11 protein-coding genes are annotated in these 13,321 nt (G+C 65.5%); 8 read left to right on the plus strand and 3 right to left on the minus strand.

Annotated elements, in window-relative coordinates:
• The first annotated feature begins 88 nt into the window (after nucleotides 1–88).
• The 3 genes from RTK35_RS25595 to RTK35_RS25605 are packed head-to-tail and all read left to right on the plus strand — an operon-like array spanning nucleotide 89 to nucleotide 2,409.
• On the plus strand, nucleotides 89–637 hold the full coding sequence (locus RTK35_RS25595) for a YfiR family protein (RefSeq protein WP_244165660.1): 549 nt from the start codon (nucleotides 89–91) through the stop codon (nucleotides 635–637).
• Nucleotides 634–1,878, plus strand: coding sequence for a diguanylate cyclase domain-containing protein (locus RTK35_RS25600; RefSeq protein WP_074967468.1), 1,245 nt, complete (start codon nucleotides 634–636; stop codon nucleotides 1,876–1,878). The genes RTK35_RS25595 and RTK35_RS25600 overlap by 4 nt, the downstream gene beginning before the upstream one ends.
• A 36-nt stretch (nucleotides 1,879–1,914) precedes the next feature.
• Nucleotides 1,915–2,409, plus strand: coding sequence for an OmpA family protein (locus RTK35_RS25605; RefSeq protein WP_107329510.1), 495 nt, complete (start codon nucleotides 1,915–1,917; stop codon nucleotides 2,407–2,409).
• Between the two features lie 3 nt (nucleotides 2,410–2,412).
• Here RTK35_RS25605 and folK read toward each other — a convergent pair whose 3' ends face one another.
• Nucleotides 2,413–2,952 (minus strand): 2-amino-4-hydroxy-6-hydroxymethyldihydropteridine diphosphokinase, encoded by a 540-nt coding sequence (gene folK / locus RTK35_RS25610; protein ID WP_236214603.1) that lies wholly within the window; start codon nucleotides 2,950–2,952, stop codon nucleotides 2,413–2,415.
• Entirely contained in the window at nucleotides 2,943–3,296 is a 354-nt protein-coding gene (folB, locus tag RTK35_RS25615) for a dihydroneopterin aldolase (RefSeq protein WP_044405660.1), read from the minus strand. The genes folK and folB overlap by 10 nt, the downstream gene beginning before the upstream one ends.
• Before the next feature lie 52 nt (nucleotides 3,297–3,348).
• Here folB and plsY point away from each other — a divergent pair, with 52 nt between their 5' ends.
• A complete protein-coding gene (gene plsY, locus RTK35_RS25620; RefSeq protein WP_044405658.1) occupies nucleotides 3,349–3,918 on the plus strand; it encodes a glycerol-3-phosphate 1-O-acyltransferase PlsY in 570 nt (189 codons plus the stop codon).
• Between the two features lie 41 nt (nucleotides 3,919–3,959).
• Here the strand turns inward: plsY and tsaD are convergent, their stop codons facing one another.
• Entirely contained in the window at nucleotides 3,960–4,985 is a 1,026-nt protein-coding gene (gene tsaD / locus RTK35_RS25625) for a tRNA (adenosine(37)-N6)-threonylcarbamoyltransferase complex transferase subunit TsaD (RefSeq protein ID WP_074967460.1), read from the minus strand.
• Nucleotides 4,986–5,189: 204 nt separating this feature from the next.
• Here tsaD and rpsU point away from each other — a divergent pair, with 204 nt between their 5' ends.
• The 4 genes from rpsU (at nucleotide 5,190) to RTK35_RS25645 (ending at nucleotide 13,307) form a co-directional block, all read left to right on the plus strand.
• On the plus strand, nucleotides 5,190–5,405 hold the full coding sequence (rpsU, locus tag RTK35_RS25630) for a 30S ribosomal protein S21 (RefSeq protein WP_003085057.1): 216 nt from the start codon (nucleotides 5,190–5,192) through the stop codon (nucleotides 5,403–5,405).
• Nucleotides 5,406–5,598: 193 nt separating this feature from the next.
• The gene (dnaG, locus tag RTK35_RS25635) at nucleotides 5,599–7,548 is read left to right on the plus strand and encodes a DNA primase (protein WP_316909298.1); all 1,950 of its coding nucleotides are present in this window, start codon (nucleotides 5,599–5,601) and stop codon (nucleotides 7,546–7,548) included.
• Between the two features lie 67 nt (nucleotides 7,549–7,615).
• Complete coding sequence (rpoD, locus tag RTK35_RS25640; RefSeq protein ID WP_208275118.1) at nucleotides 7,616–9,469, plus strand: RNA polymerase sigma factor RpoD; 1,854 nt, start codon at nucleotides 7,616–7,618, stop codon at nucleotides 9,467–9,469.
• Between the two features lie 103 nt (nucleotides 9,470–9,572).
• Entirely contained in the window at nucleotides 9,573–13,307 is a 3,735-nt protein-coding gene (locus RTK35_RS25645) for a bifunctional diguanylate cyclase/phosphodiesterase (RefSeq protein WP_316909299.1), read from the plus strand.
• Nucleotides 13,308–13,321: the final 14 nt, after the last annotated feature.

Genomic DNA, 13,321 nt, shown 5'->3' on the forward strand with positions numbered 1-13,321 from the left:
CATCTAGACTTTTGATTTATCAAATGGATGTTGGCGCCGTTTTTTTGGCGAACACTCTCGCGCGCAGCGAGAGCCCAGGAGGCTGCAGGTGCTCTCGTGGAACCTTCATCCCTGGCAGCTGGGCCTGCTGTTGGGGCTGCTGGCGCTCAGCGCAACGGCCCAGGAGCCGACACCGAATCCGGCCGAGATCCGTGGTGAGCGAGTACGCCAGGCGGTAGAAGGCATCCTGGCCTACAGCCGCTGGCCGCAGCCCAAGGACCGGATCGCCCTGTGCATCACCGGCCCGACCCAATACGCGGACCGCCTGCTTGCCGGCGTGAGCCGCGACTACGAGATTCCCGTTTCCAGTCGACGCCTGCTCCAGGACTCTCCAGACCTGGAAACCACGTGTGATGCCCTCTACATCGGCATCCTCGACCCCGGGTCACGCCAGCGGTTGCTGGGTCGCCTGGCCGACAACCCCGTGCTGACCATCAGCGAAAGCGCCGATGCCTGCAGTGATGGCAGCCTGTTCTGCCTGGATATCGAGAATACCCGCGTCAGCTTCGCCGTTAATCTGGATGCCGTCGCCCGCAGCGGTCTGCGCATCCATCCCCAGGTCCTGCAACTGGGGCGTCGCAACAGGGCTCAGCCATGAACCGTCGACGCCAGGTCACCCGCCCTCATGCCTACACCCTCAGCCGCCTGCTGTGGCGGACGCAACTGCGCGGCATCCTGCTGGCCATGAGCCTCACCGCACTCACGCTGACCCTGCTGGGCGTGCTCGCACTGCGCAACTACGCCGAGTACCAGTTGCACCTGCTCGCCCGCTCCCTGGGCTACACCCTCGAAGCCGCCGTGGTCTTCCGTGATGCAGCCGCCGTGCAGGAAAGCCTTGAACTGATCGCCGCCCCCGAGGACCTGGCCGAAGTGCGCGTACTGGACAGCCAGCGATCCCTCCTGGTGGACTGGCAACGCCCCGCCACCCATGGCTGGAGCGCGCTTGAACGCGGCCTGGCCGACCTGCTGCTCAGCCAGCCCTTGCGCTACCCCATCCAGTACCAGGGGCGCACCGTTGGCGAGCTGCAACTGAGCAGCCAGGGCAGCAACCTGAGCCGCTTCCTGCAGAATGGCGCGCTGGCGCTCCTGCTCTGCCTCGCCATCGGCAGCCTGGTCGCCAACCTCTACTCGCGCCGCACCCAGCGCGAGCTGATGGCACCGCTGCGGGCCTTCTCGGCCGTGGCCCGCACCATTGCCCGGGAGCGCACCTTCGCCCGCCGGGTGCCCTCGTCCCCCATCGTCGAACTGCACGAGCTGGGAGAGGACTTCAACCAGCTGCTGGATGAGATCGAAGCCTGGCAGAACCAGCTGCAGCGGGAGAACGCCTCGCTGGCCCACCAGGCCAGCCACGATCCCCTGACCGGCCTGCCGAACCGCAGCCAGTTCGAACCGGCGCTGACCCGCGCCGTGCGGCAAGCCAAGCTGACTGGCGGGCGCTTCGCCCTCCTGTTCCTCGACTGCAACCGCTTCAAGGCCATCAACGACGAGCTGGGCCACGGGGCTGGCGACCAGGTCCTGATCAGCATCGCCGAACGACTGCGCAGCCAATTGCGCGAGGAGGACCTCGTGGCCCGCCTGGGCGGGGACGAGTTCGCCGTGCTGCTGTCGCCACTGCATGACCTCGAGGACGCCCAGCGCATCGCCGACAAGATCCTCGCCAGCATGCTGCCCCCCATCCCCCTGACAGGCAGCAGCGAGATCGTCGCCTCGCTCAGCATCGGCATCGCCATCTATCCCCAGGACGCCAGTTCGCTCGACGAACTGCTCCAGCAAGCCGATACCGCCATGTACAGGGCCAAGAGGAACCAGAGCGGTCGGCAGGCCGCCTCCCTGCGTTAACGCTGTCTTTTACCCCCGTTGTTCAGGAGAACCACCATGAAAATCCACCCGAGCCTCCACCTGACCTGGCTGCTGATCGCCTTCCTGTGGATAACCGGGTGCCAGAGTGCACCGCCCAAGCCAGGCCTGAGCGAAGAACAGGTGGCCATGCTCAAGGCCAAGGGCTTCAAGCTGACGGATGAGGGCTGGGCCTTCGGCCTCTCCGGCAAGGTGCTGTTCGACAACAACTCGGAGCGCATCTCCGACGCCAGCCGCCAGACCATCGCGGACATCACCCACTCCCTGCTGAAGGTGGGTATCACCGGCGTGATCCTCGAAGGCCACACCGACAACTACGGCGCGCCGGACTACAACCGGCAACTCTCGGAGCGCCGGGCCGGCAGCGTAGGAGCGGTGATGGAGGAAAACGGCATGCAGAAGCAGGCCATCCAGCTGCGCGGCATGGGGCAGACCCGCCCCATTGCCGACAACGCGACTTCGGCGGGCCGCAAGGAAAACCGCCGGGTGGTGATCATTGTCGTCGCGGACTGAGGATCAGGCGGGCGCCGGGTAGGCCTGGAGGAGCTCGCCCGGCGTCAACGCCAGGCCTCGCCAACGGAAGGCGGCCGGCCACAGCGCCTGGTCGATGGACGCCTCCAGCCAGAGGTCGGCGAACGGGCGCTGCGCGCCGGGGTGTTGCAGATCCGGCGCCAGCAGCGCCAGGGGCCAGAGCACGAAGGCATTCTTCAGGACTTCCGCACGCGGCAGCACCAGGCCCTCGAAGTCACCCACCAGATCGCCGTAGAGCAGCACGTCGATGTCCAGGGGCAGCCCCTTGCGATCGGGCGCGTAGCGGCCGTTGTCCGCCTCGATCTCCTTGAGCCGGCGATCCAGGTCATGCAACGGCAGATCGGTACGGGCCTCGACCACCAGATTGAAGAAATTCCCGCTACGAATCCCCACCGGCAAGCTCTCGAAAACCGGCGAGCAGCGCATGTCCTGCAGGAAACTGGAGAGGGCTTCGAGTCCCGCCACGAGATGGCGCTCCCGATCGATGTTGCTGCCCAGGCCCAGGTAGATCGTGGTCAGCGGCATCCGCGTTCGATCTCCACGCCGACGCTGCTGGCAGCGGACACCGCGCCGGGCTTGTGCAGCCGCAGGCGGATCCACGGGATGCCGAACTCGCTCATCAGCAGCGCCACCAGGCGCTCGGCGAAGGTTTCCACCAACTCGAAGGTCGCCTCGCTGGCAAAGGCCTGGATGCGCTGGGACACGGCAGCGTAATCGAGCGCCTTGCTCAGGTCGTCGCCTTCCGCAGCCGGCCGGTTGTCCCAGGCCATGCTGAGGTCCAGACGCAGGCACTGTCGGATACTGCGCTCCCAGTCGTACGCACCGATAACGGTATCGACTTCCAAGCCCTCGATGAAAACCGTGTCCACGTCAGTGTTGCCCCGCTAGAATCAGGGCTTCCTCGCCCTGGAATGGATACCAATGTTCTGGCTGCTGGCGATCCTCGCCTACCTGCTCGGCTCGCTGTCCTTCGCCATCCTGCTCAGTCGCGTGTTCGGCACTGCCGACCCGCGCGCCGAAGGTTCGGGCAATCCCGGGGCCACCAACATGCTGCGGGTGGCCGGCAAGCGCCTCGCCATCCTCACCCTGCTGGGCGACCTGCTCAAAGGGCTGCTGCCCGTGCTGGTCGCCCGCCTGATTGGTCTCGACCTGCAGGAGCAGGCCTGGGTCGGCCTGGCTGCCGTGCTCGGGCATCTCTACCCGCTGTACTTCAACTTTCGTGGCGGCAAAGGCGTCGCCACTGCCGCCGGCATGCTCCTGGGGCTCTACCCACCGGCAGCGCTGCTGGCACTGTCGGCGTGGGTGCTCACCTTCTACCTGACCCGCACCAGCTCGCTCGCCTCGCTCATCGCGACGCCGCTGACCCTGCCCTTGCTGGCCTGGCAACAGCCGGCGGCCCTGCTGCCGATGTCCGCGCTGTGCGGGCTCATCGTCTGGCGGCACCGGGGGAATCTACGCGACCTTTTCGCAGGACGCGAACGACATTTCTGAAAATCGGAGTGGATGCCCGGAAGACTCCGGGCACTCCAGCCTCAGATGGCCGGCAGGCTCTCCATCGGCCAACGCGCCTGTACACCGATGGCCGGGCCATCCTTCTGGCCGGCCAGCAGCCGCTGGCAACCGGCGTAGGCGATCATCGCGCCGTTGTCGGTGCAGAAGCGCGGGCGGGCATAGAACACCTCGCCGCCCAGCTCACCCAGCATCGCCCCGAGGGACTCGCGCAGGGACTGGTTGGCGCTGACGCCACCGGCGATGACCAGGCGCTTGAGGCCGGTCTGCTTGAGCGCACGCTTGCACTTGATCACCAGCGTCTCGACCACCGCCTGCTGGAAGGCCAGGGCGATGTCGCAGCGCGTCTGCTCGCCGGCATCGCCCGCGTCGCGGCACTGCTGCCAGGTGTTCAGGGCGAAGGTCTTGAGACCGCTGAAGCTGAAGTCCAGCCCGGGGCGATCGGTCATCGGTCGGGGGAAGGTGAATCGCCCCGGGGTGCCGGACTGCGCTAGCCGGGCGATCTCGGGGCCACCCGGGTAGCCCAGGCCGATGAGCTTGGCGGTCTTGTCGAACGCCTCGCCGGCTGCGTCGTCCACCGACTCGCCGAGCACCTGGTAGCGGCCAATGCCATCCACCCGCACCAGCTGGGTGTGCCCACCGGAAACCAGCAACGCAATAAAAGGAAAGACCGGGGGCTGCTCCTCCAGCATCGGAGCCAGCAGATGCCCTTCCATATGATGGACGCCCAACGCCGGCACACCCCAGGCAAACGCCAGGGCCTGGGCGCAGGACGCGCCAACCAGCAGGGCGCCCACCAGGCCGGGGCCGGAGGTATAGGCAATGCCATCGATGTCCTGTGGACTGCGGCCGGCCGCTGCCAGCACCTCGCGAATCAGCGGCAGCATGCGCTTCACGTGGTCGCGGGAGGCGAGCTCCGGCACCACGCCACCGTAGACGCGATGGAGATCGATCTGACTGAACAGCGCATCGGCCAACAGGCCCTGCTCACTGTCGTAAAGGGCGACGCCGGTCTCGTCGCAAGAGGTCTCCAGACCCAGCACCAGCATGAGGATCGAACCTTGAAGGACTAGCCAATGAAGAAGGCGCGCATCATAATCGCCGCCCCCCTCCCCGACCAGCGCTTTTCGACTGAAGGCTTTGCATTCCAGGGGGCAAGGGGTTAATATCCGCAACCCTTGAAAACCGACGTTCTCCCGCACTCTAAGCCAGGAGCACGTTCACCCCCGGTAATTAGTGAAGGTACGACCTGGATGCCAGCCGTCAAAGTTAAAGAGAACGAACCCTTCGACGTAGCCCTGCGTCGCTTCAAGCGCTCCTGCGAGAAAGCCGGTGTACTGGCCGAAGTCCGCAGCCGTGAGTTCTACGAGAAGCCCACCGCCGAGCGTAAGCGCAAAGCCGCTGCCGCCGTTAAGCGCCACGCCAAGAAAGTGCAGCGCGAACAGCGTCGCCGCGAGCGCCTGTACTGAGTTAACAGGCTTCGCCGCACGCTCAAGCATCGCCCGGCCTCGGCCGGGCGAGTGCATTAATGGGGCACCGCAATCCACTCCGCTTCGTATCGCGAAGATCGGAGTTTTCGTTTTTACAGCCCGGGTCCACCCGACGTCCCCGCGATTGCGACAAGGGCCTATGCTTTGAGCCTTTTCGTCTCCTGAGCACCCTATGGCCGGCCTGATCCCGCAAGGATTCATCGATGACCTGCTGAACCGCACCGACATCGTCGAGGTGGTGGCATCGCGCATCCAGCTGAAAAAGGCCGGGAAGAACTACAGCGCCCTCTGCCCGTTCCATAACGAGAAGAGCCCCTCCTTCAGCGTCAGCCCCGACAAGCAGTTCTACTACTGCTTCGGCTGCGGCGCCGGCGGCAACGCGCTGGGTTTCATCATGGACCACGACAACCTGGACTTCCCCCAGGCTGTCGAAGAACTGGCCCGTAAGGCCGGCATGGAAGTCCCGCGCGAGGAAGGCGGCCGCAGCAATCGCCCGCGCCAGCCGACCGATTCCCCGCTGTACGCCCTGCTCAGCGCGGCCTCCGACTACTACCGGAGCGCCCTGAAAAGCCATCCGACCCGCAAGGCGGCCGTCGAGTACCTGAAGGGACGCGGCCTCTCCGGCGAGATCGCCCGCGACTTCGGCCTGGGCTTCGCTCCGCCCGGCTGGGACAACCTGCTCAAGCACATGGGCGCCGACGCCCTGCAGCAGAAGCACATGATCGACGCCGGCCTGCTGATCGAGAACAGCGAGACCGGCAAGCGCTACGACCGCTTCCGCGACCGGGTCATGTTCCCCATCCGCGACAGCCGCGGGCGCATCATCGCCTTCGGCGGCCGCGTACTGGGGGATGACAAGCCCAAGTACCTCAACTCGCCGGAAACCCCCGTCTTCCACAAGGGACAGGAGCTCTACGGGCTCTACGAAGCACGCAAGAGCAATCGCAACCTCGACGAGATCATGGTCGTCGAGGGCTACATGGACGTGATCGCCCTCGCCCAGCAGGGCCTGCGCAACGCCGTGGCCACCCTTGGCACGTCCACCAGCGAAGAGCACGTCCGCCGCCTGTTCCGCCTCGTACCCAGCATCCTGTTCTGCTTCGATGGCGACCAGGCCGGACGCAAGGCTGCCTGGCGCGCCCTGGAAGCCACCCTGCCGAGCCTCGAAGACGGGCGCCGCGCACGCTTCCTGTTCCTTCCGGAAGGCGAGGATCCGGACAGCCTGGTCCGCGCCGAAGGCACCGACGCCTTCCGCGCGCGCATCACCCAGCACGCCCATTCGCTGGCGGACTACTTCTTCCACCAACTGCAGGAAGAAGCCGACCCGCGCTCCCTGGAAGGCAAGGCACACCTGGTGACGCTCGCCTCACCACTGATCGACAAAGTGCCCGGCGCCAACCTGCGCGCCCTGATGCGCCAGCGACTGGCCGAGATCACCGGCCTCAGCGGCGACGCCATCGGCCAGATGGCGCAGGCAGCCCCCGTCAGCGAACACATGCCGTACACGGAGGATTACGCCTACGAGGCCGCCCCCGCCTACGACGCGCACGGCGACTCCATGCGGGAGATGAGCTACGAACCACCCGTCGCCCAACCGAAGCGCGAGTGGAAAAAGGACGGCTGGAAGAAGGATGGCCGCAAGTGGGATCGCAAGGGCGAACCGCGTCGCCCCCCACGCACCGAAGTGCATGTCGAATCCCCCACGCTGACCGCACTGCGCACGCTGCTGCACCACCCGCAACTCGCGCAGAAAGTCGAGAATGCCAGCCACTTCGCCGCAGAAGACGACAGCTATGCCCAGCTCATGGTGTCGCTGCTGGAGGCCGTACAGAAAAATCCCCAGTTGCGTTCACTGCAGTTGATCGCCCGCTGGCACGGCACCGAGCAGGGGCGCCTGCTGCAGGCACTGGCGGAAAAGGAATGGCTGATTTCCAGCGACAACCTTGAACAACAGTTTTTCGACACTATAACTAGGTTGTCGGCCCGCCAACGCGAGCGCAGCCTTGAACAACTGCTACGCAAAGCCAAGCAAAGCGAACTCAGCGCAGAAGAGAAAGACCAGCTGCGCGACCTTCTCAGCCGTAGTCCATCCTCAGCCCCCTCCCGCCCAACTGGCGCGTGAGGCCCCGGTTCTGGTATAATCCTCGGCTTGTTTTTAGCCCGCCAAGACCTTCAGTGGATAGGGTGTTATGTCCGGAAAAGCGCAACAGCAGTCTCGCCTCAAAGAGTTGATCGCCCGCGGTCGTGAGCAGGGTTACCTGACTTACGCGGAGGTCAACGACCACCTGCCGGAGGATATTTCCGATCCGGAACAGGTGGAAGACATCATCCGCATGATCAACGACATGGGGATCAACGTATTCGAGAGTGCTCCGGATGCGGACGCCCTGTTGCTGGCCGAGGCCGACACCGACGAAGCCGCAGCGGAAGAAGCCGCAGCCGCTCTCGCCGCGGTGGAGACCGACATCGGCCGCACCACCGACCCGGTCCGCATGTACATGCGCGAAATGGGCACGGTCGAGTTGCTCACCCGCGAAGGCGAGATCGAAATCGCCAAGCGCATCGAGGAAGGCATCCGCGAAGTGATGAGCGCCATCGCCCACTTCCCGGGCGCCGTGGACAGCATCCTCGCCGAATACCAGCGCGTCACCACCGAAGGTGGCCGCCTCTCCGACGTCCTCAGTGGCTACATCGACCCCGACGACGGCAGCCTGCCGGCCGAGGAAGTCGAGCCTGTCGAACTGAAAAACGACAGCGCCGCCAAAGCCAAGGATGAAGACGAAGAAGACGAAGAAAGCGAATCCGACGACACCGAGGAAGAAGGTGACGGCGGTCCGGACCCGGAAGAAGCCCTGCGCCGCTTCACCGCGGTATCCGACCAGCTCGAGAAGGCCCGCAAGGCCCTCAAAAAGCACGGCCGCGACAGCAAGCAGGCCACCGAGGAGCTGCAAGCCCTCGCCGAACTGTTCATGCCGATCAAGCTCGTGCCCAAGCAGTTCGACGCCCTGGTCGAGCGCGTCCGTGGCGCCCTGGACCGCGTCCGTGGACAGGAACGCGCCATCATGCAACTGTGCGTCCGTGACGCCCGCATGCCGCGCGCCGACTTCCTGCGCCTGTTCCCCGGCAACGAAGTCGACCTGACCTGGGCCGAAGACATCGCCAAGGGCAAGGCCAAGTACGCCGAAGCCATCGGCAAGCTGCTGGACGACATCAAGCGCAACCAGCAGAAGCTGGTGGATCTCGAAAAGGAAGTCGACCTCAAGGTCGCCGAGATCAAGGACGTCAACCGCCGCATGTCCATCGGCGAAGCCAAGGCCCGCCGTGCCAAGAAAGAGATGGTCGAGGCCAACCTGCGTCTCGTGATCTCCATCGCCAAGAAGTACACCAACCGTGGCCTGCAGTTCCTCGACCTGATCCAGGAAGGCAACATCGGCCTGATGAAGGCCGTGGACAAGTTCGAATACCGCCGCGGCTACAAGTTCTCGACTTACGCCACCTGGTGGATCCGCCAGGCGATCACCCGCTCGATCGCCGACCAGGCCCGCACCATCCGTATCCCGGTGCACATGATCGAGACCATCAACAAGCTCAACCGCATCTCCCGCCAGATGCTCCAGGAAATGGGCCGCGAGCCCACCCCGGAAGAACTCGGCGAGCGCATGGAGATGCCCGAGGACAAGATCCGCAAGGTCCTGAAGATCGCCAAAGAGCCGATCTCCATGGAAACCCCGATTGGTGACGACGAAGATTCGCACCTGGGTGACTTCATCGAGGACAGCACCATGCAGTCCCCGATCGACGTCGCCACGGTCGAAAGCCTCAAGGAAGCCACTCGCGAAGTCCTCGCCGGCCTCACTGCCCGTGAAGCCAAGGTCCTGCGCATGCGTTTCGGTATCGACATGAACACCGACCACACCCTCGAGGAAGTGGGCAAGCAGTTCGACGTCACCCGCGAACGTATCCGCCAGATCGAAGCCAAGGCACTGCGCAAGCTGCGCCACCCGTCGCGAAGCGAGCATCTGCGCTCCTTCCTCGACGAGTAAAAGACAAGACCCCCGGCCCGCCCGGGGGTCTTTCTTTTCGCTACCAAAGCCCCATTTCCCCCGACTACACTCACGCCTGTATCCAACTTGGAACGGGACCCTCATGGCGCGTCTGTCTGCCATTCTCCTGCTGTGCCTGGCGTTCTGGATTCCCACATCCGGAGCCCTGACCCTCACGCAGGCAGAACAGGACTGGCTCCAGGCCCATCCCACCCTGCGCCTTGGCACCGATGCCGCCTGGCCCCCCTTCGAATTCCGCGACACCCAGGGCCGCTACCAAGGCCTGGCCGCCGACTACGCCCGACTGATCGAAGACCGCCTCAACATCCGCCTCGAGCCCATCGACCCCGGCAGCTGGGGTGAAGTGCTCAAACGCGCCAAACGCAACGAAATCGACCTGCTGCCCGGCATCATGTCCACGCCCGAGCGCCAGGACTACCTCAGCTTCACCCGCCCCTACCTCGACTTCCCCATTGTCATCCTCGCCCGCGAGGACGGCCCCCGACCCAAGACCCTCAAGGACCTGTACGGCCTCAGGGTCGTCGTCGTCGACAGCTACGCACCCCACGAACTGCTCCACACCCACAACCCCGACCTCAACCTGCTCACCGCGCCCACCGTCGCCGCCGCCCTCCAGGTTCTCGCCACCGGCCAGGCCGACGCCTTCGTCGGCGACCTCGCCTCCAGCGTCTGGAGCCTCCGCCAGCTCAAGCTCGACGGCCTCTTCATCAGCGGCGAAACGCCCTACCGCTACCAACTGGCGATGGCCACCCCCAAGAGCGAACCGATCCTCATCGGCATCCTCGACAAAGTCTTCGCCGAACTCACCGCCGAACAGGTGAATGCCATCCAGGACCGCTGGGTCGGCGGCGTCATCGACCGCCGCCCGGTCTGGACCGACCAGCTCATCTACGTCATCCCCGCCCTGCTCGGCGCCCTGCTCGTCCTCGTACTCGTCCTGCGCATCAACCGCCGCCTGCGGGGCGAAATGAACCGCCGCGCCCTGCTCGAAGAAGAACTCCGCAACAGCGAACAGCACTACCGCGGCCTCGTCGAAAGCCTCAACGCCATCGCCTGGGAGATGAACCTCGACGACTACTGCTTCACCTACGTCTCCCCCCACGCCGAACGCCTGCTCGGCTACCCCCTCGACGAATGGAAACAGCCCGGCTTCTGGCAACGCACCCTCCACCCCGAAGACGCCGAACGCGCCTTCTGCTACTGCCAGCAAGAGACCCAGGCCGGCCGCGACCACAGCTTCGACTACCGCATGCTCGCCGCCGACGGCCGCATCCTCTGGATCCGCGACATCGTCACCCTCATCCACCACGGCCACGTCCCCGTCATCCGCGGCCTCATGATCGACATCACCGAAGCCAAGCACACCGAAGACGCCCTGCGCCTCTCCGAACAGAAGTTCGCCACCGTCTTCCACCACTGCCCCGACGTCATCGCCCTCGCCCGCCGCAGCGACGGCCGCCTGCTCGACGTCAACCAGACCTTCGAGCAACAGACCGGGCTCAGTGCCGCACAGGCCATCGGACGCACCGCCACCGAACTCGGCCTCTGGGCCGACCCTAGCCTCGCCGCCGGCCTGCTCCAGCGCATCCAGCACGAAAGCCTGCACAACCTCGAAATGGCCTTCCGCCGCAGCGACGGCCGAGGCTTCACCGGCCTCCTCTCCGCCCAGCCCACCGACGTCGAAGGCGTCCCCGCCCTCATCATCGTCGTGCGCGACATCACCGTCCTGCAGGAAACCCAGCAGCGCCTGCGCCTCTCCGAAGAGAAATTCGCCCGCGCCTTCCACGCCTCGCCCGACGGCCTCCTCATCACCCGCCTCGCCGACGGCTGCCTCATCGAAGCCAACGAAGGCTTCACCCGCATCACCGGCTACGAACTCGGCGAAGCCGACCACCGCACCACCCTCGACCTCGGCATCTGGGTCAACCCCGCCGACCGCGACCACATGGTCAAAGCCATCCGCGAAGAAGGCGGCCTGCGCCACTACACCGCCCCCATCCGCAGCAAGGACGGCAGCCTGCGCATCTGCGAACTCTCCGCCCAGCCCCTGCCCGTCGGCGGCGAAGCCTGCATCCTCACCATCGCCCGCGACGTCACCGACCGGCAGAAGATGCAGGAAGAACTCCTCCAGGCCGCCACCGTCTTCGAAAGCACCGCCGAAGGCGTCATGATCACCGACACCCAGCAACGCATCCTCGCCGTCAACCGCGCCTTCACCACCATCACCGGCTACGAAGAACACGAAGCCCTCGGCCAGACACCCCGCCTGCTCGCCTCCAACCACCACGAACGCGGCTTCTACGTCGACATGTGGGACCAGCTCAACCGCGAAGGCCACTGGCAAGGTGAAATCTGGAACCGCCGCAAGGACGGCGAAACCTTCCCCGAATGGCTCACCATCAACGCCGTCCGCAACCCCGAAGGCCAGATCACCCACTTCGTCGGCGTCTTCGCCGACATCTCACCGCTCAAACAGGCCCAGGCCCGGCTCGACTACCAGGCCCACCACGACCCTCTCACCGGCCTGCCCAACCGCGTCCTCTTCGAAAGCCGCCTGCGCCAGGCACTCGCCGCCTGCGAACGCGAAGGCCATGAAGGCGCCGTCCTGTTCCTCGACCTCGACCGCTTCAAGCACATCAACGACAGCCTCGGCCACCCCATCGGTGACGTCCTCCTCAAGAGCATCGCCACCCGCCTCGGCAACCAGCTCGGCCGCAACGACACCGTCGCCCGCCTCGGCGGCGACGAATTCATCATCCTCCTGCCGCACCTGCGCCACCCCGAAGAGGCCCAGCAACTGGCCGAACGCCTGCTCGCCTGCTTCAACGCCCCCTTCGAGACCCAGGACCACGAATTCTTCATCAGCGCCAGCATCGGCATCAGCCGCTTCCCCGAACACGGCAGCGACACCGCCACCCTCGTCAAGAACGCCGACGCCGCCATGTACCAGGCCAAATCCAAAGGCCGGAACCGCGTCGAGCTCTACACCCGCGACCTCACCTTCCAGGCCACCGAACGCATGGCCCTGGAAAACGAACTGCGCCGCGCCCTCGAACGCCACGAACTCTGCCTCTACTACCAACCCAAGCTCTGCCTGCGCAGCGGCCGCCTGATCGGCGCCGAAGCCCTCCTGCGCTGGCAGCACCCCCTCTTCGGCGACATCTCCCCCGAACGCTTCATCCCCCTCGCCGAAGAGAACGGCTTCATCCTCACCCTCGGCGACTGGGTCATCAGCGAAGCCTGCCGCCAGATGCGTGAATGGCAGGACCAGCACGCCCCCTTCGGCCCCCTTTCCGTCAACCTCGCCGGCGCCCAACTGCGCCAGCCCGGCATCGTCCAGCGCATCGACCAGCAACTCAGGAGCGCCGGCGTCCCCGCCGAACGCCTGCAACTGGAAATCACCGAAACCTTCATCATGAGCCAGGCCGAAGAAGCCCTCGCCGTCCTCCACGCCCTCAAGGACCTCGGCCTGCAACTGGCCATCGACGACTTCGGCACCGGCTACTCCTCCCTCAGCTACCTCAAGCGGCTCCCGCTCGACATCATCAAGATCGACAAATCCTTCGTCCGCGGCCTCCCCCACGAACAGGAAGACGCCGCCATCGCCCGCGCCATCATCGCCCTCGGCCACAGCATGCAGCTCACCGTCATCGCCGAAGGCGTCGAAACCCCCGCCCAGGAAGCCTTCCTGCGCGCCGAAGGCTGCGAACAGATTCAGGGCTACATCGTCAGCCGCCCCGTCCCCGCCGACGTCTTCGCCCGACAATTCCTCAGCCCCAGTCAAACGGTTGGCGCCCCCGACAAGGCGCCGGTATAATCCGCCCGCCTTCT

Source organism: Pseudomonas sp. zfem003, from assembly GCF_032621675.1.
GTDB classification, from domain to species: Bacteria; Pseudomonadota; Gammaproteobacteria; order Pseudomonadales; family Pseudomonadaceae; genus Metapseudomonas; species Metapseudomonas otitidis.